We start from the raw sequence: 23,557 nt of genomic DNA, 5'->3' as shown, positions 1-23,557 counted from the left end.
TCCTTAATCTATGGATACATCATAAGTTTGGTCTATCGGGTAAGTGAGAGGAAAGCCCTCCGCGAAGCGGCTTAGTTCAACAGCTATTAGACAGAAAAATTCTGTATTTAAATGCAGAATAATTCTGTCTAGTTTCTACCGCTCACATCTCATATGCAATCTAGTCATTATACAACAACGACTTATATCACAGCTAGGGTTGGCGTGAGAGAAAGTATGGAATATTTCTGTCTAATATGGCCAAACTCCCAACATAAAGAATCTGGTCAATACGGCTTACTTCAATTCGTCTGGGATGCGCCGGTCTTTGTGGTAGTACTCTCGGTCGCGTTCGCTGATTTCTCGTACTACTTTGCAAGGGTTACCAACGGCAACCACATTGGCTGGGATGTCTTTGGTGACTATGCTGCCAGCACCAATTACCGAGTTTTCACCTATGGTAACGCCAGGTAACACGACCGTGTGCGCGCCAAGCCATACGTTGTTGCAGATACGGACAGGAACATTGAACTGCGCAGCTTTGAGTCTCAATTCCGGGCTGATGGGATGTGTGCCTGTTGCGATGGTGACGTTAGGTGCAATCATCACGTTATCACCGATGAATACGTCGGTGTCGTCAACAAGCGTTAGGTTGAAGTTTACGTATACGTTGTTGCCAAGGTGAGTGTGACGCCCCCAGTTGGCGTGCAGTGGTGGCTCTATGTAACAACCCTCGCCGACTTCTGCGAACAGTTGCTTCATGATTTGTTGGCGTTTTTTACCCTCGCTCGGGCGAGTGTGATTGAAATCGTACAGCACTTCTAAAGATTGCGTTTGCTCGGCGACCAGATCGACGTCATCACAGTAATAAACGTCTTGGCTGTGCATTTTTGCCTTTATATCCATGTTTGAACCTATTTGATAATTACCGAAGAACGGCATACATAAAGCGACATATGGATAATTTGAAGCGTTTCATTGGTCTCAAAACAAGTTACGAGTTACGCGGCCTTATGTTCTCGGCAACACGCCATAGCACGCCACTTGGGTCAGTGATACAAAACTCAAGCATTCCCCAAGGCTGCTCAACAACCTCGGTAACGGTTACTTCAAATTCCGCCATTACATTAGAGTTTTGTACGTGCTGATACCAACTTTTTACGTCCTCAACGAGCAAGTGCATCATGTAATTGTGACAGTGCGCAGGTTCGTAAAAATCTTGTAAAAGGAATGCATAATCACCGTGACGAAAATAGGCGATATCATGGAACTCAGACATGAGTTCAAACCCCAGAGCTTGGTAAAACCGCTTAGATAAGTCGAACTCTTTTGCGGGCACAAACGATTTTATTTCAGTGACTTTGAGGTTTTCCATGATAAACAATTCCTTCTGTTTTGAAGCCCAGAAGTATCGCTGAGCTTTGTGCATTATGCTTAAATTTATTTTAGGTTACTGGCCGAAGGAGTTAACTTCATCTTCAGTGAGGTAACGCCAGTGGCCTTCTTCAACATCTAAACGGACGTCGCCTATTTGTTCTCTATGTAGCCCAACCACTCGGTTACCAACAGCAGCAAACATTCGCTTAACTTGATGAAACTTACCCTCGGTGATGGTTAAGAGCACTTCTTTGGGGCTAATTACTTCTAGTTCTGCCGGGCGCGTAAGGTTCTTCTCACCTTGCAGCGGAACCCCTGCTTTGAACTTATCAGCGACATCGTCTTTAATATCTCGTGACAATGTCACGCGGTACACCTTTTTACACGACTTCGTGGGCAATGTGATATTGAAAGACCAACGACCATCATCGGTGATTAACACTAATCCTGTGGTATCAGCATCTAAACGCCCTGCGATGTGCAGTTCAGACGCTTTATCTAACTCTAAATAATTGAAAAGAGATGGATACACTTCGTCGATATTGGAACAGATGGTGCCTGCTGGCTTGTGCATCAAGATATAACGAAACGCGCGTAGCGTTAATGCGTCGCCATTCAGCAAGATGGTATTACTTTCGTGTACTTGAGTGGATTCATCGAGCACCACTTCACTGTTTACACTAACCTCACCATGATGAATTCTTTCAATCGCTTCTGACTTAGTGAGGTCTGTGCTTTTACAAAGGAATTTATCGAGGCGCATTAATCGTCGGCACCACATTTAGCACAAGGCTTGTAAGTGCGCTCACCTTGTTCAATCACCACATAGTCACGCACACAGTTTTCACATAACGCCAGTTTTGGATAAGCGTCTTTCTGTTTCTTTGCGTTAATGTCGCCTTCAGTGGTGTAGATCGTTCTCATTTGGAGCCTTTGTATTAATCACTTATGAAGCCAAATTGTATCACTGTTTATGGCAGTGCGTCGGTTCACTTTGCCAATGCTTGTTTGCGCCTCGCGCTATTTCTAAGCTCTGGACAACAAAATCAACGTGCCACGAGTATCAGTGGTAACATTACAAGAGTTAGCTAACTAAGAAGCCAAGAATGAAAGATTGTAATCAATGCGGAAAATGCTGCATCAAATATGGAGATGGCGACCTCGCCGCGACTCAAGAAGAGATTGACTTGTGGGAACTGTTCAACCCAGACATCTTTGAATATGTTCGTGGTGGTGAGATTTGGTTTGATCCTGAATCTGGTGAGCGTTTAACTCGTTGCCCGTTTCTAGAACTCGTCCCGAACAAAAACACGAACGCTCAAGCCAAATACACCTGCAGTATTTACTTAGACCGCCCAGAGGATTGCCGACACTACCCTAGCCTAATCAATGAAATGGTCAGGGATGAGTGTGAGATGATTGAAGTGGTGGATCTACAAGATACGAAAAAGGCTCAAAGAAGACTCGACCTTTTAATGAAAGGAAGTCGCCCTTCAAGCTTTTCATAATTGTGAACTTTTGTAGAGCTTATCTTGTTATTACGACAAGTATTGATTCTCTTCTAACCAATCTAGCGCAACCAGTGCCGCCAATGAACATACTTCTCTGTCATTGCTATCGACAAACTTAAGCTCTTCGATTTCAGCGTCTGGCGATAATTCGCCCGTGTAATCAGCAGCGTAACAAGTCAATTGCACAGAAACGCCTTCCGCTTTGCCATCAGCTTGGCCAGTAAACGTCTCAACGTATTTGAGTGAATCAGGTACTAAATCGACTGAAATCTCTTCTTTGATTTCACGAAGCAATGCTTGCTCGTCAGTTTCACCCTCTTCGCGTTTTCCGCCCGGTAAGTAAAACCGTTCTTTTCCTTTTGATCTCACCATCAGCAGCTTGCCATCTTGAATGAATACCCAAGCGAGCTTATCAATTACCTTATTCATGTTAATAGACCTTGTTATTGTGCTTCTTATTCTAATTAAAGCGACGATATCGCATGGGCGGCATGTTACCTACAGCAGTCAGCATATTCTATTGAATTACATAAAAAATGGTATTGGGAGTCGATGAATGACAGCCATCAATGCAGTTCGTTAAAGGTAAACACTTACCACCAGCTGTCACTTGAAATAAGATGTGATGAATCTAATCAACAAGCCACTCTATGGCAGGGTCGTGTTCTTCGAATGACTTAATGTCCCCAGACACAAACCAGCTTCCCACTTTAGATGCCAGTTCTTGCCAGCTTTTATCACCACAAATAGCGATTTTGTCTATCTTGGAGTTGAGTTCTAGCCCGAGTTTGAAATCATCCCACGCGGCGCGCAGTTCCCAGCCCGTTAATGTGGAGATATCAACAAGCATCTTCAGTGCGGACGAATCGATCTCTTTTATGGTGGTTTTTAAGATGGGTATCATCGCTTGATAGTCGTCGTGCGATAATTTCCCTTTCGCTTTGAACACGATGATGGTTTCGCCGCTAACACGCTCAATTCCAACCGATATTCCATGACGTTCGATACTCATAACCTAGCCCCTCTATTAAAATATAGGCTTAGCTTAGAGTATTAATTAGACAACAAATGAGAGGTTGCTTTCAAAATGAACGCACAGAAAGTTTTAGCTTAACGTTACTAGGTTGAACGTCGCTTAATCGCCACAACAGAATAAGTATGCCAATGCTTCATCTTGCCTAATGATGTAAGCGCTTGTTCGTCTCGCTCGTGAAAACGGATAACTTCGAACGCATCAAATAGACTCAGTACTTTTGCCTTTGTGAGAGGCGTCGTAGAGGTTCGATAACCATAAGCCCAACTATCGTCTACCCCCATGAAATCGCCCGCAAATACACCACCGATTTCAATGCTATCGATGATTCGTTGCCACGTCTGATCGAACTGATTCGGCTCTGCAAAAAATAGACTGGAGTTAGCAATCACTAGCCCGGCTTTGGGATAATCATAATCTTCAAATGCGCTCTGAGATATCTCGACCAAAGCTTTTTGACCGAACCTGTCTCTACATATCGATATTGAGTCAGGATTTACGTCGAAACCATAAACTTGGTTGCCTTGCTGCTCTAAAAAAGCAATGTCACTTCCTGTACCACAACCACAGTCGATCGCGACATTTAAGCGTGACTCGTTCAGCTTCATACCGAATTCTGTTCTTTTTGAATGAGGCTTATCTAAGGCTTTTTGATAATACTGACGCCAAATCTCGGAATGATCATCCATTGCATAACTCCAGTAGTTCGGTCAGGTTTTGAACCTCAACGATAGGTAAGTTTGTATCTGTAATCGCGCCTTCGGTGTTCAGCCAAACAGCCTGTAGGCCAGCTTCAAGCGCAGGGTAAATATCTTTTTCTAGGGTATCGCCAATCATGGTGATCTCTTGTGGCTTTATCCCGAGTTGCGAGATGATCGCAGGATAAAAGCCCGGTTCGTATTTAGATAAGCCAATACTCGCCTTACAGAAGTAACCAGCAATGTATTTCGACAAGCCAACTCGCTCAAACGCGCGGATGATGTCAGTTTTACTAGAATCGGCCGCATTAGTAGCGATGTAGATGTTGTGATGCTTGGACAATTCAGCGAGTAAAGCTTGTGCCCCACTCACTTCTTGTACAGTTTCCCAGTCACACATTTTCCCTTGTGGACCTGGGAAGTCGATCATTAAGGTGTTGCCCCAATCAAATAAGACGGTTTTAGTTAGCTTGATTTGAGCCGTTGATGTTGTAGCTTTGTTCATCATGCCTCCTGCATCGATGATGTTTCGAATGTATCACCGTACTTATAAGAACTTCTCGATAAGAATCTCATCATAGTACTGGCCGCCAATCTTAGCGTGTTTCTTTGCTATTCCGACAGTTTCAAAGCCCTGTTTAAGATAAGCCGCTAATGCGCGCTCGTTATCGGCTAGAACATAAGCAAAAAGCTTTTCGTAGCCTTTGGCTTTTGCGACTTCGAATGTGTGATCAAATAGCTGCTTTGCAACGCCTTGCCCCCGGCTGTTTGCGTCTACATACGTCCCAATAATACCGACATGATCAAAGGCTTTCGTATAAGAGGCAAACGGTTCTACGTTTTGAAAACCAAGCAATTGATTAGTCGTTTGATTAACAGCAACACTGAACACGCCACGTTCGGGAAACGACTCAATAAAATCTTTCTCTTCATCCAACGTAAACGTCTGATCTAAGATGGTATAACGCCCTTCGATGATGATTGGGTTTAATACATCGATAATACCCTGAGCATCATCTACTGTAACTTGTCTGATTGTTAAGCTCATACTTTCTCTACCTTTTTTTCCTTGGGCAGATTCTAGCTCGATATGCCACCCCTTTGATAGGACAGAATGTTATCGAAAGCGATATCAAAGTAGAGTTCGTAGCTATTTTGTTCAACGTAGCCTAAATGCGGCGTTGCTGTCACGTTTGGTAGAGACAACAGCGGTTCGTTATCTGGTGTCGCAGGTTCAATATCAAACACATCTATTGCTGCTCTTTTGCTTGGTACCTTAGTGAGTTCGTTAAGCAAGGCTTCTGGTTCGACTAACTCCGCTCGGCTGATATTTACGAATAATGAATCAGGCTTCATTACGCTGAGGTCACTGGCAGTAACACAGCCTTTAGTGACACTGTTTAAACGAAGGTGTAATGAGAGTACGTCAACACTCTCGAAAAATGCCTGCTTGGTTGCTGCCGCCTCAAAACCATCGGCTTGTGCTTGGTCTCGCGAGTTCTGGCTACCCCACACCATGACATCCATCCCGAACGCTTTGGCGTATTGCGCGATGCAGCGCCCGATTTTTCCATAGCCCCAAATGCCAAGCTTTAGGCCCCTTAGCGTTCTGCCTAAACCAAGTACGCCTGAATCTTGCCATTGGTTATGTTTAAGGTTTGAAGCGTAAGTAGGAATGTGACGAGATGCTGCCATAATCAATGCCCAACAGAGCTCAGAGGGCGCGACAGGTGAACCGCGCCCTTCCAGTACTGTGACACCGAAACGTTCACACAGTTGTGAATCGATGTGGTTGCTGACTTTTCCGGTTTGGCTGATCACTTTTAGGTTTGGCAGTTTAGATAGCAGCGACTCCGTGATTTCGGTACGCTCGCGGATGAGCACAAGTACCTCAAAATCGTATAGCTTCAACGCTAGTTCATTTTCTGGATAGGTCTCGGTGAATACGGTGACGTCATGTTGTTCTAACTTACGGTAACACTCTAGGCTTTTTACTACGTTTTGATAATCATCCAATATCGCAATCTTCACTACACACTCCTTGTTCTATTGCTTTACTATTTTTGAGCGCTAAGTGCCACGGGTTAAGATTCATTTAACTTGTAACACTCTGTATAGATCAAACCAATTATTGATAGACGACTTTGAAACGCTCAAGCACCAACATCATGTCTTCACTTGGCGTGATCTTTAATTCTTCACACTCACGAGAGAAAAAGTTCCAATGGGCTTCTCGCCACCATGCCAACGTTTTATCACCCTCGCCTTCAGCGGCAGCAAACTCAGCCGTCACCTGGTTATATGGGCATAGTGACACCGAGGTAAGTTCAACAATACAGACAGGTACACCGTTCCAATCAGTGACCACCTGCAAGTGTCCAACAACGGGCATGATTTCGCCTTCATGGCTGTACCAATACTCCAAGCTGCACGAGGCTTTCTTTTCACCTTTCAGTATCAGCTGCGCGCATAGATTGGCGTTGTATTCATCCGCACAGTAATAGTCGGCACTGAATGAGGTGTATTGTTTGGCAACTTCAGCCGGCAGTGAATTGAGATAGCTATCTAGATAGGCTTTGCTTCTTTCTTCCATGATGTGTCCATTTTCAATATTCGCTTCAGCCAGAAGCGCTACATATTGAGCAACTGACTGCATTGCGCGTAACCTATCAAGGAGTACAAACGGTGTAAACCAAGTAACAATGAAAGTGTGTTAAGAGAGTAGATTTAATGCAAGATTGTTAGATCAAAAAAAGAGCTAAAAACACCTTCAGGCAGTGCTTTTAACTCTTTGTATTTTGTTTTGGATTAACCAATTAACGGTTTAAGAAGTCTACCGCTTTATCTGGGAAGTCGGTAAACACACCGTCGACTTTCACTTGGTTATAAAACACATCCAACATCCCATCGAAGTTATCGACATAACCTGGAATTCGGCCTGGATCAGCTCGGAATGTGTATGGGTGAACATCTAAGCCTGCGTCTTTCGCTGATTTCATCAACGGCTTTATGATGATGTTGTCTTTGGTTGATGCATCGTCCACCAGCATAGGTTTCCAAGGGCCAATACCGTCAGCATAAGTCGCCACTTTTGCCATACCGCCTTTCTCGAACATCCAATCGTAACTATAAGGCGTCGCTACATCGCCTTTGTAAGTCATAGTTTCATTCCAGTCGGTGTAAGCCATTAGCTGAACAAGCTTGAGGTCCATTTCCATCGCTGGCATGAGTTCGTCGTTAATACGCTTTAGTTCGTTTGCATCGAAACACTGCAAGTAGACCTTATCGTCTTTAGATAGGTAACCATATTGATGCAAGGTAGCCAGTACCGCTTTAGAAATGTCTTTGCCTTCATGTCGGTGGAACCAAGGTGCTTTGATTTCTGGGTAGATACCAACGTCATAACCAAGGGTCTTATTCAAGCCTTGGATCATTTCGATTTCTTCTGCAAACGTTGGTACTCGGAAATCAGACTGCCACATTGGGAAGCGTGTTGGATACCCTGCGACTTTATTCCCTTGCTCATCAAGCTTAAAGCCTTCTGTCACTCTTAATGACTTAATCTCAGCGAGCGTAAAATCTATCGCGTAGTAGCGCCCATCTTCACGCGCACGGTCAGGAAAGCGCTCTGCAACATCGGTAACGCGATCTAGATAATGATCGTGAAGTACGACGAGCTGGTCGTCTTTGGTCATCACAACATCTTGTTCGATGTAATCGGGTTTCATTGCATAAGCAAGAGCCTTAGCAGGCAGAGTGTGCTCAGGTAAGTAACCCGACGCGCCTCGATGAGCAATAACCAAAGGGTCGGCAAATGCGTTAGCCGATAAGCTTAGAGCCAATAGAGTAAGGGACAGTGACGTTGTTTTCATTGTTCTATTCCTTGATAAAATAGAGGCAGGTTATCCCTGCCTCGTTTAATTATTAGTATGATGCTAATGAGTTAAAGAATGATTAAGCTATTGCTTCTTTGTCTTGCTCAAGGCTTTTCTCTTTATGGTGCTTACGCTCACCGACAAACGCGTATAGAAGACAGATGATTGAAGCAACACAAGCACCCACCAAGATAGTAAAACCACCATCCCATCCGTAATGGTCAACCATGAAGCCAAGTACTGCGTTTGCTGCAACTGCGCCACCTAAGTAACCGAATAGACCTGTTAGACCTGCTGCTGTACCCGCAGCTTTCTTAGGTGCAAGTTCAAGTGCGTATAGACCAATTAGCATTACCGGACCGTAGATTAGGAAGCCAATCGCGATAAGAGCCAACATATCAATGGTTGGATTACCCGCTGGGTTAAACCAGTAAACTAGCACCGCGATAGTAACCAATACCATGAACAAGATACCAGCTGGAGCACGGCGACCTTTGAATAGCTTATCTGAGATCCAACCACACAATAACGTACCAGGGATACCTGCCCACTCATACAAGAAGTAAGCCCAAGAAGATTTATCTACAGAGAAGTCTTTCGCTTCTTTTAGGTAAACAGGAGCCCAGTCCAATACCCCATAACGAATCAAGTATACGAACGCGTTCGCGATGGCAATTGACCACAACAGTTTGTTATTGAATACGTACTTAAAGAAGATCTCTTTCGCAGTCATCTCTGTTTCGTGAGATTTGTCGTAATCATCTGGGTAGTCGTTCTTGTGCTCTTCAATCGGCGGTAGACCACAAGACTGAGGCGTATCTCTTACCGTAAACCAAATGAAAATAGCAACGAGAGTGGCAAAAAATGCAGGAACATAAAAAGCGGTTCGCCAATCATCGTTGAAAGCCCACAGACCCAATAGGAACATTGGACCAATCAATCCACCACCCACGTTGTGAGCAACGTTCCATACCGACACTATCTCGCCACGCTCTTTACGTGACCACCAGTGCACCATGGTTCGTCCACACGCTGGCCAGCCCATACCTTGGAACCAACCGTTCAAGAATAGAAGAATAAACATGGCTGTGATGCTGCCCGTTGCCCAAGGCATGAAACCAAAGCAGAACATAACCAGTGCCGACATTAACAAGCCACCACTGAGGAAATAACGAGGGTTAGAACGGTCAGAAACGCTACCCATTAAGAATTTAGATAAACCGTAAGCAATAGACACGGCTGCTAATGCCACCCCTAGCTCACCACGGCTGAAACCCTGTTCAATCAAGTAAGGCATTGCCAAACTGAAGTTTTTACGGACTAGGTAGTAACCCGCATAGCCAACAAAAATACCGATGAACAGTTGCCATCGTAATCGTGTGTAAGTGCTATCGATCTTATCTGATGACAAGCGATCGATATGCGCCATAGGTTTGAATATTCCAAACATAGGAACCTCATATTATTGGGCGAAGGAAATATAAAATGCTCGAACGAAAAAATATACGCTCATTCGAAAACAGGAGGGATTGTATGTGCTTCAGGGATAATTTCTGTGATGCATATAGCTATTAACAATAAAATTGTTTAAATACAGCAAATTAGTTTCATTTAATTAGACCACGCTTCATATTTTTGACGATTCGTTTACTATTCAACCAATAGTTAACCGAACTATGACTAGCCAAACTTGAGCAATCGAGCACAAAACAACCGCAACACGTCGTATTATTGTTCTGGCTTCATATTGAGTGCTGAGTTTTGTGGGTTATTACCGCGAACAACAGACCGCAGTCTCCTACCCTCCATATACAACTCATCCCCACTAGCGTTCTTTTAGCCACATAAAACATAACCAATCGTGATGTGACAACTATGATTCAGTTTATTTATTGAACACTCATGTTTGCGTATCGTTCACTTCAAGCGATGTAGCAGAATAACTAAGTCAAACTTATTGGCATTCGAGACACACTTTCTGCGCATCAACTGTTTAGAACAAACCCAACGATAGGAAACATCATGAACAAATCACTTATCGCGCTTGTCCTTACTGCCGTTCTTGCGGGTTGCTCATCTGGCGGAACCTCAGACCCGGCGCAACCACAATTCGATGGGGATCATGGCTATGAAAATATCGACCCTGGATTTGGATATGACGATACAGATAACGATGGTGGTTATGAGAACGCAGACCCGAAATATGGCGTTGACGCACCAACACTGAAAGACAAAATCGCTCAAGCTGACCTTGGTTTTATACACATCCCAGAGCTAGGTGATATTCCTTTCTTCAATCGTGACAACGGAAACGCGCATATTTCCGCTACAAAGCTCAGGTCAGATGAAAATGAAACCTTATATGGTATTCATGTGAATGACCGCTTTGTCGGAGAAATCTTGGTTAAAGGTGACGAAGTTACAGTCTCGGTTGGCGATAAAGAAATTAATGGTACTAGAGAGAATTACCAAGACACTGAATACACGTTTTGGACAGTGAGAGACACCAACGGTAACGTGATTGGCGACTTTAAACGTTTAGACGATGGTGTTTGGATTTTCCGTGAAGAAATAGACCGTGAAACATTTGTTGTTAAATATCATGATGGTAAGTGGAACTTTATCCCGGTTGCCGACATCAAGAACAAAATTAAAGACAAACTGCCTACTCATGCTGAAGTGACAAAAGTACGTACCAAGATGCAGGTAAACAAACTACGCACTTTAAAATAGTGGACTTTCACTCCTCACGATAATAACACCCTATAGAGCAGGCACTCTTTCAATTGGAGAGTGCCTGTTCAAAACAAGAACAACGGAAACAGATAACAAAAACAACTCAAGGACGATCCCGACTAGGTTACTCATTTACTGGCGTTCCATATCACCGATATGCGTCTCTATTAAGTACACATAAGCGAGCTATCCAATGATTATCAAAGCCCTTCCCTTTACAGTGTTAGCTTCTCTTCTTTTGTTCTCTACATCTCAAGTAAACGCTTTCGAACAGACTCAAGAAGAAACAGCCGTTACGTTTGGCCTATCTGCTGAAAGAGGCTGGAGAGATTGGTCTGCTTCTTATGTGAAATACCGTGGTCCGGGAACCGTTGGTTATGGTGTTGAGTTTACACGCTCGGCATATAATGAGGATGACGGGGCTTACGAATACAAACAACGCGACAACGAATATCAGTTCCATGCACCGATCGGTATCACTGATAACTTTTACATCACACCCGGATACGGGATCAAACGAACACACACGGATATTACTTTCGAAGGACACGAGCTTTCTGATAGCGCGACAAAACAAGTTGGTGGCTTAGATGCAACCTATATTACGGACACAGGCTTCGTTGTGACCGCAGGTTTTGATAAAGCCGAAGGAGAAGATTTAGAGTTTTCCATCGGTGCAGGTATTGCTTGGTAAACACTACTAATCCAAACGATGCATACAAAAAGGGCCTAGATTTCTCTAGACCCTTCTATAAACAGAAGTCGGCAGCTGAGTCAGCTACAACCATCTATTATTCTTCGATGTAGTAAGCTTCTACAGTGCCTTTAAGAGTAATAAGCATTGGCTGACCGAAACGATCAAGTGCTTTAGGAGAAGGAATCTTAACCCAACCTTCGCTGATGCAGTATTCTTCAACATCAGTACGCTCTTTACCATTTAGACGGATACCGATTGGGTATTCGAAACACTCAGCCACGTGGTGTGGGCTGCGTGGGTTGCCTGCAAGATGATCTGGTAAAGCTGGTCTTGAATTAGTATCGCTCATGTTCATTACCTGTATGTACGTAAATAAAAAAAGTGCGTCATTCTAGTCAATATAGGCTTCGTGCTCAACAACTGCTGTAATAAATCGTATTGATAGCTTTAATCAGCGTCTAGTTGTTTGATTTATTGGCGATATTTGCTCTGTTTCTTACATAAAACTAAACACTTTTAACATCGTAAGCCGATACGTTTGCTCAAAAAGAAACACACACCACATGATGGTCTGGGTCGGTATTGATGTTAACGATCGACCAACCGAGAGAAAGGTACAAAGACGGTATGTTGGTATAAGCATAAAGGTCAGACGCAGAGTGTTCTGCGGTTTTAGATTGGTAGAAGGCTGGCATTTGTTCAACCGCTCGCTTAATCAATTCACTCGCAATGCCTTGGCCTCGCCATTTCTCATCAACATAAACAGCATTAATCCAGACGACATCCCTTACTTGATGAGGTTCTTGAAAATGGGAGTACGCTAAACCACCGATGACAACATTTTCGCGAATAACCACGATAACTGGCGGTAGATGAGTGTTGGTTGGGTCCGAGAGTTCTGGATAGGCCGATTTAAACTCAAAGTCCGCCCATTCACTTTGAAAAAGGCGTTCGAGCTCTTGCCAGTGTGGAGAATGCTGGACACATTGTCTAAAAACGACTTTTTGCATTTAAACTTCCTTTTTAAATACGAACGATAGAAATGAGAACCAGTGAGTTAAGCAAATCACTAAAAGCAGTATTACGCTACTCTTCTTCCTCATAATGATCATAGTCTGCGTCTTGATCAATCTCTTCTCCACAACCTAAGCATTCCGCTTGTAAGTCTGTTGGCATCGCAATAATCAAACCACAATGTGGGCATAAATCGCCTTGTTGATACATATAGCTTCCCTTCTACTTTACCCAGTCTACTTTACCCATTTTTGATTAGGGTACATTTGCTTGCTCGCTTCTAACCAATCGTGAATCACTTGGCGAGCTGCCTCAGTCGGTGGCGCGTTTCTTTTACCGCAGATTTGGTCAATCTCGAAAGGAAACGCTTTACTTGGAACACGACGTAAACCTATGGTTAAGCGCTGAGGTTTCATCATTCGAAACACCACATAGCGATCACTCATTATGCGATTATGATACACGCCAATGCAGTGCTTTTGCTCGATGCCCTCTTTCTCAAGATCAAAGTAATCCATAATGGGATGAATGTTATCATTACCTAGCAAAGGAACCGGATACGGGATATCCATGTCCATAGGGCGATTGCCTTCTAAACGTCGCATTTGACGTTGCTCACTCCAACGGTCGTGGAGTTGTTCGAACATTGCGAACGAGTTCTGACTGGTTATTGAACGTAAAGGATCATCAATCTCTAAATCCTGTCCCAACAATATTGCATCTTGGAACATCGCCATCTTCGACGGAGAATTGAGTCTACCCTCTTCAACCATTGCAATACCCAATCGACTGCCGGTTAAAAATGGATGTACCTGATCTAAGCGTAGTGCCGTGTAGCCAACCTTCGAGTAGTGCTTAAACTTCAGAACACGTCTTTGCAGCGGCTCTAAAATTCGCACGATATGGTCGAGTTCATCGCCAACGTTATAATGCAGCTCAAGCTTATCAATAAACTTTAGCGTCGCTTTACTGCTGTCTAGACCAAGCTTAGTCAGGATCTTCTTTTGCCCTAAACGGCTCAGTTCCAAAGCCTTCTGATTATCAACACTGTACTTCATGCAAATCAGCGCCAAGATCACAGGTCGCAGTTCCAACAGTTGCGCGGCTTCATAGGTGTTAGCCGCCAACCATAACATTTGGTACTGATATTCTGGAAAGTTATCTGTGATTTCACGGTAGCGTGCTGGCAGAGTTTCTAACCATCGCCCGTTAACATCAAATTGCTCTATGAGATTAAGGCTTAGCCCAATACCACCATCGAGTGGACGTCGTCCGTCTTCAAACACATGGAAGCCAACCAATTTTTGTGACCAATCACGAATCTCGATATCGTAATCAAATCCAAGTGTTCGGGTGGGAATGGTGAGTAATGCTGTCATTGATGCCTCTTCATTGGTGGCGCATTGAACTTTCAAGCCTATCTACAGCATAAGCTAGCGCTTCATCCACTATATCAACCTTTTGTAAATTTCTTATCAATCAAAGCGCTATATACAAGAAAGCCTTTATAAGATCTTTGAATGATGATTTTCCTTAATATGAGACCTCTTCGATATCATTTGCGCTAACAAAAACTATGCTTGTTACATAACCCACAACAAAAGGCTTAAATTATGGAATACCGACATATTCTAGTCGCCGTTGAGCTGTCTGACGACACCAAGATATTGATTGATAGAGCGACTTTCTTTGCGGATAAACTCGATGCGGGTATTTCGTTTGTCTACATCGATGGTACTCATGGAGAAATCTACCCTGAGCTGGTTGATATTCAAGCAAACGACGGGGATCTACCCATCAATCAAGATGCCGTTAACCACTTGAAAGAGTTCGAGGCTTACGCAAAGCACCCTATTAAGCATATTTTTGTAGGTACGGGCGATCTCAACGATAAGCTCAAGAATACTATCTCACAAAATAACGTTGACCTATTGATGTGCGGCCATCACCATGATTTTTGGCACAAGCTCATTTCCCATTCTAAACAGATAATCGATACTTCTCCGATCGATATCTTGGTTGTTCCAATGGAATAGCGCCTACCTGTTAAACGGTTAAAACGTTCAGAATTGCCAACCTCTATCGGTATTATTGGTTGGCATATTTCGGTTGGCTGAATACCCTCTGTGCTCGTCCCTTTTTCTCTGGCTAAGCACTACCGATTTCCCTACATCATTTGTGATCTTGTTAGCGTATCAACTCGTAAGCGTCTAATAATTAACAATTCACGAGTGTAAGCATGAAAAAGATTGGTCTCTATCTTTTTACAAATGACTTAAGAATCAACGATAACACACTACTTTATCAGGCGTCGCAGATCGTCGATGAGCTACTGTGTGTTGCAATTGAACCAAAGCTTTCTACCTATTCAGTCCGACTTTCACAAGAACAGGAAAACGGGCCGCATCGTCACCTTTTCATTAAACAGTCTATTGATGATTTAGCCTCGAGCTTGTCACACCTTGGACAACGCCTTTTTGTGTTAGACCAAAATACTAACGAGAACTTAGTTCAACTCATCAAATCTCAGCATGTGACACACTTTTTTGCCAATTCGCATTGTGCCTATGACGAGCGACAGTTAATAATCGATACGTTAACGCAGTGTCCTGATTTGTTCATCTCTCAGCAGCATCACACTACTCTGTTTGAGAGTGATGCGTTCCCCTTCGAACTGTCCAAGTTGCCTCGTTCGTTCACCAAGTTCCGTCTTCAAGTTGAACATTTAGAGATTGAGACAGAAGAGCGCGTGATAACTTACCTTCCACCTACACCACACACGGCTACTGGCTCTTACAGAGAGCCGACACTTAGATTAGATGACTCAAAAACAGGCGACTACGTAGGCGGTGAAACGGCAGGGTTAATCCACTTAGAAAACTACTTTTCACATGACTACGCCGGAAACTACAAACAGACTCGAAATGCATTAGATGGCATCGAGAACTCAACTAAGTTTTCGCCATGGCTAGCACTAGGGTGTGTTTCGCCAAAAACTATTTACCGCCACTTAAAGCAATTCGAAGCGCATCGTGGCGCGAACGATTCTACCTACTGGATTTATTTTGAGTTGTTGTGGCGTGAATATTTCTACTGGAAGTGTTTAACGCTGGGGACATCATTGTTTGGTCGAGAATCTAGTGACCTGTCCAATGAACAATTGCTCGATACCACTTCGGGATCAAGCTTCTCCAAATGGAAAAGCGGCAACACCAATTATCCTATTGTCGATGCCTGCATGCGTCAGCTTAACGCAACGGGTTATATGTCTAACAGAGGCAGACAGCTGGTGGCGAGCTGCTTGATTCACGAGCTCGGTCTTGATTGGCGTCACGGTGCCGCCTATTTCGAAAGCCAACTCATCGACTACGATGTGGCGTCGAATTGGGGGAACTGGGCGTATATCGCTGGGGCGTTGAATCCACAGGCTCCCCAGCACGCCAACAAACAAAGTGCAGCCAATCAATCACAATCTAAATCCCGTCATTTCGATCTTGTTAAGCAGACAGAGATGTATGACCCAGAGCACGCCTTTATCAGCAAGTGGCACCGGGAACACGAAGCTTCAACGTCAACTCGATATCAGGACGTAATATGAAATACAAAACTGTACGCCTAGTTTTAGGTGACCAGCTCAATATAGAGCACTCTTGGTTTGATCATGTTAGTGATGACGTAATCTACATAATCGCCGAACTTAAGCAGGAAACCGACTATGTTGCCTCGCACATCCAAAAAGTGGCGGCGTTCTTCTCTGCTATGGGTTATTTCGCTGAAGAGCTAACACAACGTGGGCACCAAGTATTGCATCTAACCTTGGATGATACGGCACAGTTTAAAGATCTCGACGCCGTGCTTAAGCACTACACAAACGAGTTTGACGCCGAGAAATTTGAATACCAAAGACCAGACGAATATCGTCTATTAGAACAGCTCAACAAACTCAAACTGCCTAACACTATCAAAGGGTGCTACGACTCCGAGCACTTCATGTTTCCTTTTTCCGAAATCGAAGAACAGTTTCCGAAAGATAAACACATCATGATGGAGCATTTCTATCGCCGAATGAGAAAGCGTTTCGATATTCTCTTAAACGATGGAAAACCAGTCGGCGGCAAATGGAACTATGATGCAAACAACCGTAAAAAGCTCAAGAAACAAGACATCGAAAACCTGCCACAACCCTTGATGTTTGCCAACGATATCTCATCCATATTAGAGCGTATTGAACGCCACCAAGTAGCGACCATAGGACAAGTCGGTGACCAACTACTTTGGCCTGTGAATCGTGCACAAAGTTTGTCTTTACTCGCTCACTTCTGCCAAGTTTGCCTGCCACTGTTTGGTCACTTTCAAGATGCAATGACGGTGGAACACGATTCAAAGTGGAGCTTGTACCACAGCCGCCTCTCATTCTCGTTAAATAGTAAGCTTCTTAGCCCTAGCGAAGTTATTGATGCAGCTCTTTCGGCTTATCACGCTTCTTCTAAGCAAGGAGCACCCACTATCGATATTGCACAGGTTGAAGGGTTCATTCGTCAGATTTTGGGTTGGCGTGAGTACATACGCGCGGTGTATTGGGCGAACATGCCAGCTTACGCCAGCAAGAACCACTACTCAGCAGACCGAGCATTGCCCCATTATTTTTGGGATGGTCACACAAAGATGAATTGCATGAAACACGCAATTGATCAGTCTCTAGAGTTTGCTTATGCCCACCATATCCAAAGGCTCATGGTTACAGGCAACTTCTGCTTAATCACAGGCATTGCACCAGACCAAGTCGACAGTTGGTACCTCGGCATTTACGTAGATGCGATTGAATGGGTTGAAATGCCAAATACGCGAGGTATGGCACTATTTGCGGATGGCGGGATCGTCGGAACCAAACCATACTCTGCCAGCGGTTCGTACATTAATCGCATGAGTGACTACTGCAAAGGCTGTCATTACAAGATTAAAGAGCGCACTGGTGAAAGCTCATGCCCGTTCAACAGTTTGTATTGGCGCTTTATGAATCAACACCGCGATGCCTTAAACCGAAACCCTCGCATGGGAATGCTTTATCGTTCTTGGGACAACATGGATGAACAAGAACAGCAAGCGATACTAGATACCGCAGAACAACGACTAACTAATTTGGAGAACTTATAATGGTGGAGCAACTCAGACTACATATATTGGTTATTGGTGGTAGTGGCGGCATTGGTCTCGCCGTAGTTAAACACCTACTCTCTGAGCTGTCTCGCTTTGATTTTCTCGATATTCGTGTTGCTGCGACTTACCATTCTAAAAAGCCTGAGATTGATGACAAACGCCTGACTTGGCACCAGGTTGACGTGACTCAAGAATCCGATATAGCCGCATTACGATCTCAATTTGATCAACTCGATTGGCTGATTAACTGCGTTGGGATGTTACATACGCCAGAACTAGGACCTGAAAAGAACCTTTCGTCCATCGACCCAAAGTTCTTCCTCAAAAACATGTCTGTGAATACCCTACCAAGCTTGTTGCTCGCTAAGCATTTCACTCCACTTCTCAAAGCAAGCGACAACCCCAAGTTTGCGGTGGTTTCCGCCAAGGTTGGTAGCATTTCAGATAACAGATTAGGTGGTTGGTATAGCTATCGTTCATCAAAAGCAGCACTCAACATGTTCATTAAAACCATGTCAATTGAATGGGGTCGAACCATTAAGAAAGGCACCATATTAGCGCTGCACCCAGGGACGACTGATACTGCGTTGTCAAAACCCTTTCAAGCAAATGTACCGGAAGGCAAGCTATTTGATTCAGCTTACGTGGCACATCAGCTCGTCGACATTATTCGCACCGCCACACCAGAGCAAAGCGGTCATTTCTACGCGTATAACGGTGAACAATTATCTTGGTAAATTAGAAGTAAAAGGTTGGGAGTTTCGGAACCTCACTGAGATTCCCTATCACGCTCGGCCCTCGCTTTAGGGAATGACGACATTAAGTATGTCGAACCCTTTTATAAATGCCCAATAGGCAATTAAGCATCCAAAGTCTATTACACTCACGCGGGACATCTGAACACATGGACATGACGATGACTAAGTACTGTGCAAGTAGGAAGTATACGCAATAGTCCACTCCATAACCTTTCACCGTCATTCCCGAGAAGGACAAACGACTGAGTCGGGAATCTCCTTAAGACTTTGGCTAAACGTTGGTGAGATTCCCTATCACGCTCGTCCCTCGCTTTAGGGAATGACGACGTTAAGTATGTCGAACCCTTTTATAAATGCCCAAGAGGCAATTAAGCATCCAAAGTCTATTACACTCACGCGGGACATCCGAACACATGGACATGACGATGACTAAGTACTGTGCAAGTAGGAAGTATACGCAATAGTCCACTCCATAACCTTTCACCGTCATTCCCGAGAAGGGGAAACGACTGAGTCGGGAATCTCCTTAAGACTTTGGCTAAACGTGGGTGAGATTCCCTACTGCGCTCGTCCCTCGCTTTAGGGAATGACGAAGGCTGTGCTAACAAAATCTAACCCTGTTTAGGTTTATTACGTCGACAACGCTCAGAGCAGTACACCACTTCCTCCCAGCAGCGCTCCCACTTCTTGCGCCATGTGAATGGCTTTTGACACACAGGACATGTCTTTGTTGGGAGGTGCGGTTTTTTGTGCATGTCGGTTCCTTATTTAGGTCTAGTTCGTTGAAGAGCTCACAACAACACTACCGATTGCGCTAGCACCTCGCTATAGGGAATGAGGTTCGTTGTCACATCCAAGCTCGCTTGCCTCAACTAAAAGCCCCCACTCAGTCATCCCCGAGAAGGAGGAACGACTGAGTTGGGGATCTGCTTTACTGAGGTTGGAACCATTTCAACTAAACAGGCTGGCTTTGAATGCCAACCGACCAATCTCAAAGATATTAAGCAACCACTTTGTATTGCTTTTCCATCTCGCTAACGCCAAGGCCTGCGTGTTTCGTCACTTTCAATTGCACAGGTACACGCTCTTTCAAAGCTTCAACGTGGCTAATAACGCCAATCATTTTGCCTGAGGCATTCAAGTTATCGAGTGCGTTCAATGCGATGTCTAGCGTGTCACTATCAAGCGTGCCAAAGCCTTCATCCAAGAACAGTGAATCAATACTGGTTTTGTAACTCACAAGATCAGATAACGCCAATGCCAACGCCAAACTCACCAAGAAGCTTTCACCACCAGACAGAGTTTTGGTGTCGCGCATTACATCTCCCTGCCAGGTATCGAGTACCTGTAACTCTAAGCCGTCGTCAGCTTTACGTTTTAGCTCATAGCGACCATGCAAACGCTGTAATTGCTTGTTTGCTAAATACACTAAGTTTTCCAGTGTTAAGCCTTGGGCAAATTTGCGGAACTTGTCTCCGTTCTTAGAGCCAATCAGCGAATTCAAACGAGAAATATCATCAAACTCGACTTGTTGTTCAGAGATCTGCTTAAACAGATCTTGCTGGTTACTTCGGTTCTGACGATCAGTTTCAAGGTTCGCAGAAATTGCGCCAATTTTGCTCGCATGACTTTGCTGAGCTTCTTGGCACTCAGCCGTTGCCTGCTCCACTAGCTGTTGATCTTGTTCTTGCCATGTTTGCGCATTTTCGTGGTTTTGTAGCTCCACTTGCGCGGCTTTTGCCGTATTCAGCCTTGCTTGTGCACCGACAATTGCTTCATCCAGAGACTTCTTAAGGTTTTGTAATTGAGTTCGCAACTCCTCATCAAGCAGTGCCGCTTCAAAATCAACTTCCTCTTCAAACGGGCTCGCATGCAAAGCTTCAACCCAAACATTCTTCGCTTGCGTGAGGCTTGTTTGCTTCGCGGTTAACTCATCAGAAAAACCTGTATGTTTGGTTTGTTCAGTTCGATGTTCCAATTCACAGCGATTAAGTACCAGCTGAGCCACGTCAAATGTTGTGACTGAATCTGTTACCTTTTGCTTCATCGCTTGGCTTGCGACTTGGATGTCTTGCTCACCAAACAACTGTGCTCTTTCAGCACCAACATGAACCAGTTCCGAAGTTAGCAATTCGCTTTCTTTGCTTAACGTATCCAGCTCTTTCTGCGCACTGCTTAGCTTGTCATCCAGTGTTTTTTGCTCAGCACATTGGGTAATCAAACGCTTCTCTAGTTCAGCCTGTTGCTGTTTGGTTTGCAGCCATGTGTTTGAAGCTTGCAGTTTTTCAGCAAACCAAGCATCAATGTGTTCGAGTTCAGGTGACTCAATTGAGGTTTCCACAATGCTCTCTTTGAGTGAGTGCCATTGTTGGTCTTTGGCTTGCGTGGTTAGAGCTGCTTGCTCATTCGCGACTTGGTTTTGCTTATTAAGGTCGTTGAGGCGCTCCTCCGCTAACACAAGATTGGCTTGCGCTTTATCAGCCGTAACACTCGCTGATAAACGTTGTTTTTCCGCCTCGGCATAGCTGTTTTTAGCATCCACTAAGACTTTCAGCTGCTGCTGGGTTTGATTTACGTGAAGCTCGCATTGCTCGACGAAAGCCGTCACCGCCATCTCATTCCCCAAGTCAGTCACAGAAAGCAGTGTTAACTCCAGCGTCACATTAGGAAAGTCAGACAAACTCTGTTGAAGCTTACCTATTACAGATTGCCAATTAAGTTGAGCTTGCTGGATATCCGCTTGTGCTCGTTGAATATCATCGCTTAGTGCTGTGATCATAGGAGCAAGAGAATCCAACTGTTGGCGATGCTCTTGACCATCTTTCTTAATGACCGCCAACCCATGTTTTTCACGCTCTTGCTGAGCAACCAAGTTCGCCATGTCTTGTGACTGCTCAATGGTATGTTCAGTAGAACCACACAGCGGACATTCAGAGCCAAACTCCAATTTCGCACGATACTTAGCTAACTCTCCTTCTTGGTCTATTAACAAGGTTAAACGCTCAAGCGATGTCTCTTTCTCTTTGTATCGTTCTACCAGAACTTCACGCTCTTTCGATAACTTGTCAGCCTGTTGAACGTTAGTTTGATGTGTTTGTGTCTTAACAGCGAGCTGTTGCTGTGCGTTTAAAAAGCCACGATTGATTTCAAACAACGAGTGAGTGTTGCGATTCCAAAGCTCCAACAACTCTTTTTGGGCGAGTAACGCTGTTTCACTGGTGTTCGCGTGTAACGCTTCCCATTGCTGCTTGGTATTGTTCTCGGCCAGCACCAATTCAGCCAGAGCTTGATCTTGCGATGCTTTGGTTTGCTGTGCGTTTTTAATCACTGCTTGCTGAGCTTCTAGCGCCGTATAGGTTTGTTTGGCCAAATTGAGTTGCTGTGAATGCTGAGACTCTAACGTACGTACTTGCTCAACCTTAGCTTGCCACTGACCTAGGTGCTTTTCGAGGTGTTGGTCCGCCTTATGTGCCTCTAGGTACTCGGCGCTCAGCTTTTCTTGCTGTTTCAACTCGTCAATCTGTTGCGCCAACACAAGCTGTTGATTGCGTTGCTGCGCGTGTTGTTCGTTCAGCGTATTCGCGGCATTAACTGCCGAGGTATGCTTGTCTTTGAGTACTGATATTTGGTTGTCGAGTGGGCGGACTTGCTCAATGATCTTCTCTTGCTCTTGTTGCTCCGCTTTAACTTTTTCAACCGCTTCGCTACTTTGAGCCAGCTTAGTTTGGGCATCTAGCTTCTCGGTCTCACGCACTGCGAGCAGCTTGGTACTGTTATCTAGGTTAATCTGCGTAAGATTGAGCTCATGTTCGCAGCGTTTTAGGTCTTTGTGCAACGGTCGCAATTTCTCAGCGGGTTCGCTGTTTGCCAAACGAACCAAGGATGATTGGTTTTGCTCTAAGTCACCTTGCGCTGTTTTTAAATCCTGTTCACTGGTCGCAATAGTATGCTGCGCTTTGGTCACGTCTTTCCACCAGCTAAGGTGAGCTTGCCACTCTTTTAACTGTTCAGCTAAACGTTTCTGTTCAATTTCTAACGTGCCACGCTCTGTTGTCAGCTCTTGAATCTGCTCATCAGACAGTAAACTCACACCCTCAGCTTTTGCCTTTAGGTGATTAAGCGACTCTTCACTCGATTTGAAATGATCGTAAATACGTTCTGAAATCAGGCTATAGACTTCAGTACCAGTAAGTTCTTCCAACAATTCGGCACGATCATTCGCGTTAGCATTTAAGAAGGCAGCAAATTCGCCTTGAGAAAGCATGATCGACTTAGTAAAGCGAGAGAAATCGAGACCTGTCACCTGCTCAACCAACTTGGTCTTCTTGGTTAGCATGGTTTCTAAGACTTTATCAGTGTCTGCATCTGCAAATTCACATGTTGGCGTCTGCAGTGCACCATCGTGCTTGCCGCGAGCTCGCTTTTGGTGGAAGTTAGAACGGTAAGTTTTGCCCTGCACTTCAAATTCAAGTTCAGCGAAACACTCACCCGTACCGCGAGTCATCAGCTCGTTGTTGCCCTTCGCGATACTTTTCAAACGAGGTGTGCGGTGAAATAGCGCCAAGCAAATCGCATCCAGAATAGTAGTTTTACCCGCACCGGTTGGACCCGTAATAACAAACAGGCCGTTTTCTGCGAACGGTGATTGAGTAAAATCGAGCTTCCAACGCCCTTTCAAAGAGTTTAGGTTTTCAAATTCTAGGCTTAAAATCTTCATACTCG

At 44.4% G+C, this 23,557-nt stretch carries 26 protein-coding genes; 7 read left to right on the top strand and 19 right to left on the bottom strand.

Annotated features, from left to right (window positions below):
* Window positions 1-276: 276 nt before the first annotated feature.
* The 4 genes from F0251_RS07080 to F0251_RS07065 form a co-directional block, all read right to left on the bottom strand.
* On the bottom strand, window positions 277-885 hold the full coding sequence (locus F0251_RS07080) for a sugar O-acetyltransferase (protein ID WP_116870496.1): 609 nt from the start codon (window positions 883-885) through the stop codon (window positions 277-279).
* An 88-nt stretch (window positions 886-973) separates the two neighbouring features.
* The gene (locus F0251_RS07075; protein ID WP_116870495.1) at window positions 974-1,354 is read right to left on the bottom strand and encodes a VOC family protein; all 381 of its coding nucleotides are present in this window, start codon (window positions 1,352-1,354) and stop codon (window positions 974-976) included.
* Between the two features lie 75 nt (window positions 1,355-1,429).
* Window positions 1,430-2,137 carry a pseudouridine synthase gene (locus tag F0251_RS07070; RefSeq protein WP_239962421.1) on the bottom strand — a complete coding sequence of 236 codons (708 nt, stop codon included), beginning with the start codon at window positions 2,135-2,137 and terminating at the stop codon, window positions 1,430-1,432.
* Window positions 2,119-2,280, bottom strand: a complete 162-nt coding sequence (locus F0251_RS07065) for a hypothetical protein (protein ID WP_008224207.1) — start codon at window positions 2,278-2,280, stop codon at window positions 2,119-2,121. Before F0251_RS07065 ends, F0251_RS07070 begins: the two co-directional genes overlap by 19 nt.
* A gap of 182 nt (window positions 2,281-2,462) precedes the next feature.
* On the opposite strand from F0251_RS07065, the gene F0251_RS07060 reads away from it, so the two are divergent.
* The gene (locus F0251_RS07060; protein WP_171730665.1) at window positions 2,463-2,864 is read left to right on the top strand and encodes a YkgJ family cysteine cluster protein; all 402 of its coding nucleotides are present in this window, start codon (window positions 2,463-2,465) and stop codon (window positions 2,862-2,864) included.
* Between the two features lie 30 nt (window positions 2,865-2,894).
* Here the strand turns inward: F0251_RS07060 and F0251_RS07055 are convergent, their stop codons facing one another.
* The 9 genes from F0251_RS07055 to glpT form a co-directional block, all read right to left on the bottom strand.
* Complete coding sequence (locus F0251_RS07055; protein ID WP_061031406.1) at window positions 2,895-3,296, bottom strand: NUDIX domain-containing protein; 402 nt, start codon at window positions 3,294-3,296, stop codon at window positions 2,895-2,897.
* A gap of 202 nt (window positions 3,297-3,498) precedes the next feature.
* Window positions 3,499-3,879: an STAS/SEC14 domain-containing protein gene (locus tag F0251_RS07050; protein WP_171730664.1), complete on the bottom strand. Its 381-nt coding sequence runs from the start codon at window positions 3,877-3,879 to the stop codon at window positions 3,499-3,501.
* 107 nt (window positions 3,880-3,986) lie between these two features.
* Window positions 3,987-4,589, bottom strand: coding sequence for a class I SAM-dependent methyltransferase (locus F0251_RS07045; RefSeq protein WP_171730663.1), 603 nt, complete (start codon window positions 4,587-4,589; stop codon window positions 3,987-3,989).
* A complete protein-coding gene (locus tag F0251_RS07040) occupies window positions 4,582-5,103 on the bottom strand; it encodes an HAD family hydrolase (RefSeq protein WP_171730672.1) in 522 nt (173 codons plus the stop codon). Before F0251_RS07040 ends, F0251_RS07045 begins: the two co-directional genes overlap by 8 nt.
* Before the next feature lie 42 nt (window positions 5,104-5,145).
* Entirely contained in the window at window positions 5,146-5,646 is a 501-nt protein-coding gene (locus F0251_RS07035) for a GNAT family N-acetyltransferase (RefSeq protein WP_171730662.1), read from the bottom strand.
* 32 nt (window positions 5,647-5,678) lie between these two features.
* Window positions 5,679-6,629, bottom strand: a complete 951-nt coding sequence (locus F0251_RS07030; RefSeq protein WP_171730661.1) for a D-2-hydroxyacid dehydrogenase family protein — start codon at window positions 6,627-6,629, stop codon at window positions 5,679-5,681.
* Between the two features lie 97 nt (window positions 6,630-6,726).
* Window positions 6,727-7,191, bottom strand: coding sequence for an ASCH domain-containing protein (locus F0251_RS07025; protein WP_061031892.1), 465 nt, complete (start codon window positions 7,189-7,191; stop codon window positions 6,727-6,729).
* Window positions 7,192-7,414: 223 nt separating this feature from the next.
* The gene (gene glpQ / locus F0251_RS07020) at window positions 7,415-8,470 is read right to left on the bottom strand and encodes a glycerophosphodiester phosphodiesterase (RefSeq protein ID WP_004739607.1); all 1,056 of its coding nucleotides are present in this window, start codon (window positions 8,468-8,470) and stop codon (window positions 7,415-7,417) included.
* Between the two features lie 82 nt (window positions 8,471-8,552).
* Window positions 8,553-9,923: a glycerol-3-phosphate transporter gene (glpT, locus tag F0251_RS07015; protein WP_171730660.1), complete on the bottom strand. Its 1,371-nt coding sequence runs from the start codon at window positions 9,921-9,923 to the stop codon at window positions 8,553-8,555.
* A gap of 572 nt (window positions 9,924-10,495) precedes the next feature.
* Between glpT and F0251_RS07010 the strand changes: the two genes are divergently transcribed.
* Both F0251_RS07010 and F0251_RS07005 read left to right on the top strand, forming a co-directional pair.
* Window positions 10,496-11,206 (top strand): membrane lipoprotein lipid attachment site-containing protein, encoded by a 711-nt coding sequence (locus F0251_RS07010; RefSeq protein ID WP_171730659.1) that lies wholly within the window; start codon window positions 10,496-10,498, stop codon window positions 11,204-11,206.
* Between the two features lie 196 nt (window positions 11,207-11,402).
* Window positions 11,403-11,903 carry a hypothetical protein gene (locus F0251_RS07005; protein WP_171730658.1) on the top strand — a complete coding sequence of 167 codons (501 nt, stop codon included), beginning with the start codon at window positions 11,403-11,405 and terminating at the stop codon, window positions 11,901-11,903.
* A 97-nt stretch (window positions 11,904-12,000) separates the two neighbouring features.
* On the opposite strand, the gene F0251_RS07000 is transcribed toward F0251_RS07005, so the two are convergent.
* From F0251_RS07000 to F0251_RS06985, 4 genes are all read right to left on the bottom strand, one after another.
* Window positions 12,001-12,255 (bottom strand): DUF3297 family protein, encoded by a 255-nt coding sequence (locus F0251_RS07000; protein WP_004739610.1) that lies wholly within the window; start codon window positions 12,253-12,255, stop codon window positions 12,001-12,003.
* A 193-nt stretch (window positions 12,256-12,448) separates the two neighbouring features.
* Window positions 12,449-12,916: a GNAT family N-acetyltransferase gene (locus F0251_RS06995; protein ID WP_171730657.1), complete on the bottom strand. Its 468-nt coding sequence runs from the start codon at window positions 12,914-12,916 to the stop codon at window positions 12,449-12,451.
* Window positions 12,917-12,992: 76 nt separating this feature from the next.
* Window positions 12,993-13,130 carry a hypothetical protein gene (locus F0251_RS06990; RefSeq protein WP_171730656.1) on the bottom strand — a complete coding sequence of 46 codons (138 nt, stop codon included), beginning with the start codon at window positions 13,128-13,130 and terminating at the stop codon, window positions 12,993-12,995.
* Between the two features lie 26 nt (window positions 13,131-13,156).
* The gene (locus F0251_RS06985; protein WP_171730655.1) at window positions 13,157-14,299 is read right to left on the bottom strand and encodes a PcfJ domain-containing protein; all 1,143 of its coding nucleotides are present in this window, start codon (window positions 14,297-14,299) and stop codon (window positions 13,157-13,159) included.
* 234 nt (window positions 14,300-14,533) lie between these two features.
* Between F0251_RS06985 and F0251_RS06980 the strand changes: the two genes are divergently transcribed.
* The 4 genes from F0251_RS06980 (at window position 14,534) to F0251_RS06965 (ending at window position 18,814) form a co-directional block, all read left to right on the top strand.
* Window positions 14,534-14,956, top strand: a complete 423-nt coding sequence (locus F0251_RS06980) for a universal stress protein (RefSeq protein WP_061031418.1) — start codon at window positions 14,534-14,536, stop codon at window positions 14,954-14,956.
* Between the two features lie 203 nt (window positions 14,957-15,159).
* Complete coding sequence (locus F0251_RS06975) at window positions 15,160-16,518, top strand: DASH family cryptochrome (RefSeq protein WP_171730654.1); 1,359 nt, start codon at window positions 15,160-15,162, stop codon at window positions 16,516-16,518.
* Window positions 16,515-18,074, top strand: a complete 1,560-nt coding sequence (locus F0251_RS06970; protein WP_171730653.1) for a cryptochrome/photolyase family protein — start codon at window positions 16,515-16,517, stop codon at window positions 18,072-18,074. The genes F0251_RS06975 and F0251_RS06970 overlap by 4 nt, the downstream gene beginning before the upstream one ends.
* Window positions 18,074-18,814, top strand: a complete 741-nt coding sequence (locus tag F0251_RS06965) for an SDR family oxidoreductase (RefSeq protein WP_171730652.1) — start codon at window positions 18,074-18,076, stop codon at window positions 18,812-18,814. Before F0251_RS06970 ends, F0251_RS06965 begins: the two co-directional genes overlap by 1 nt.
* Before the next feature lie 632 nt (window positions 18,815-19,446).
* Here the strand turns inward: F0251_RS06965 and F0251_RS06960 are convergent.
* Together F0251_RS06960 and F0251_RS06955 are read right to left on the bottom strand one after the other, a co-directional pair.
* A complete protein-coding gene (locus tag F0251_RS06960) occupies window positions 19,447-19,590 on the bottom strand; it encodes a DUF2256 domain-containing protein (protein WP_171730651.1) in 144 nt (47 codons plus the stop codon).
* A 245-nt stretch (window positions 19,591-19,835) separates the two neighbouring features.
* A complete protein-coding gene (locus F0251_RS06955; protein WP_171730650.1) occupies window positions 19,836-23,552 on the bottom strand; it encodes an SbcC/MukB-like Walker B domain-containing protein in 3,717 nt (1,238 codons plus the stop codon).
* Between the last annotated feature and the right edge of the window lie 5 nt (window positions 23,553-23,557).

Origin of the sequence: Vibrio sp. 070316B (assembly GCF_013114115.1) — a bacterium.
Classification (GTDB): domain Bacteria; phylum Pseudomonadota; class Gammaproteobacteria; order Enterobacterales; family Vibrionaceae; genus Vibrio; species Vibrio chagasii_B.
The sequence above is the reverse complement of the archived record's forward strand: the minus strand, read 5'-3'. Positions and strand labels throughout refer to the sequence as shown.

Bases quoted from the DNA above. Each gene is read 5' to 3' on its own strand.
- F0251_RS07060 (WP_171730665.1), top strand. From the start codon at position 2,463: ATGAAAGATTGTAATCAATGCGGAAAATGCTGCATCAAATATGGAGAT.
- glpQ (WP_004739607.1), bottom strand. From the start codon at position 8,470: ATGAAAACAACGTCACTGTCCCTTACTCTATTGGCTCTAAGCTTATCG.
- F0251_RS06995 (WP_171730657.1), bottom strand. From the start codon at position 12,916: ATGCAAAAAGTCGTTTTTAGACAATGTGTCCAGCATTCTCCACACTGG.
- F0251_RS06985 (WP_171730655.1), bottom strand. From the start codon at position 14,299: ATGACAGCATTACTCACCATTCCCACCCGAACACTTGGATTTGATTAC.
- glpT (WP_171730660.1), bottom strand. From the start codon at position 9,923: ATGTTTGGAATATTCAAACCTATGGCGCATATCGATCGCTTGTCATCA.
- F0251_RS06970 (WP_171730653.1), top strand. From the start codon at position 16,515: ATGAAATACAAAACTGTACGCCTAGTTTTAGGTGACCAGCTCAATATA.
- F0251_RS07035 (WP_171730662.1), bottom strand. From the start codon at position 5,646: ATGAGCTTAACAATCAGACAAGTTACAGTAGATGATGCTCAGGGTATT.
- F0251_RS07070 (WP_239962421.1), bottom strand. From the start codon at position 2,137: ATGTGGTGCCGACGATTAATGCGCCTCGATAAATTCCTTTGTAAAAGC.
- F0251_RS07055 (WP_061031406.1), bottom strand. From the start codon at position 3,296: ATGAATAAGGTAATTGATAAGCTCGCTTGGGTATTCATTCAAGATGGC.
- F0251_RS06955 (WP_171730650.1), bottom strand. From the start codon at position 23,552: ATGAAGATTTTAAGCCTAGAATTTGAAAACCTAAACTCTTTGAAAGGG.
- F0251_RS07050 (WP_171730664.1), bottom strand. From the start codon at position 3,879: ATGAGTATCGAACGTCATGGAATATCGGTTGGAATTGAGCGTGTTAGC.
- F0251_RS07075 (WP_116870495.1), bottom strand. From the start codon at position 1,354: ATGGAAAACCTCAAAGTCACTGAAATAAAATCGTTTGTGCCCGCAAAA.
- F0251_RS07080 (WP_116870496.1), bottom strand. From the start codon at position 885: ATGGATATAAAGGCAAAAATGCACAGCCAAGACGTTTATTACTGTGAT.
- F0251_RS07045 (WP_171730663.1), bottom strand. From the start codon at position 4,589: ATGGATGATCATTCCGAGATTTGGCGTCAGTATTATCAAAAAGCCTTA.
- F0251_RS06990 (WP_171730656.1), bottom strand. From the start codon at position 13,130: ATGTATCAACAAGGCGATTTATGCCCACATTGTGGTTTGATTATTGCG.
- F0251_RS07065 (WP_008224207.1), bottom strand. From the start codon at position 2,280: ATGAGAACGATCTACACCACTGAAGGCGACATTAACGCAAAGAAACAG.
- F0251_RS06975 (WP_171730654.1), top strand. From the start codon at position 15,160: ATGAAAAAGATTGGTCTCTATCTTTTTACAAATGACTTAAGAATCAAC.
- F0251_RS06960 (WP_171730651.1), bottom strand. From the start codon at position 19,590: ATGCACAAAAAACCGCACCTCCCAACAAAGACATGTCCTGTGTGTCAA.
- F0251_RS07040 (WP_171730672.1), bottom strand. From the start codon at position 5,103: ATGAACAAAGCTACAACATCAACGGCTCAAATCAAGCTAACTAAAACC.
- F0251_RS07005 (WP_171730658.1), top strand. From the start codon at position 11,403: ATGATTATCAAAGCCCTTCCCTTTACAGTGTTAGCTTCTCTTCTTTTG.
- F0251_RS06980 (WP_061031418.1), top strand. From the start codon at position 14,534: ATGGAATACCGACATATTCTAGTCGCCGTTGAGCTGTCTGACGACACC.
- F0251_RS07010 (WP_171730659.1), top strand. From the start codon at position 10,496: ATGAACAAATCACTTATCGCGCTTGTCCTTACTGCCGTTCTTGCGGGT.
- F0251_RS07000 (WP_004739610.1), bottom strand. From the start codon at position 12,255: ATGAGCGATACTAATTCAAGACCAGCTTTACCAGATCATCTTGCAGGC.
- F0251_RS07025 (WP_061031892.1), bottom strand. From the start codon at position 7,191: ATGGAAGAAAGAAGCAAAGCCTATCTAGATAGCTATCTCAATTCACTG.
- F0251_RS06965 (WP_171730652.1), top strand. From the start codon at position 18,074: ATGGTGGAGCAACTCAGACTACATATATTGGTTATTGGTGGTAGTGGC.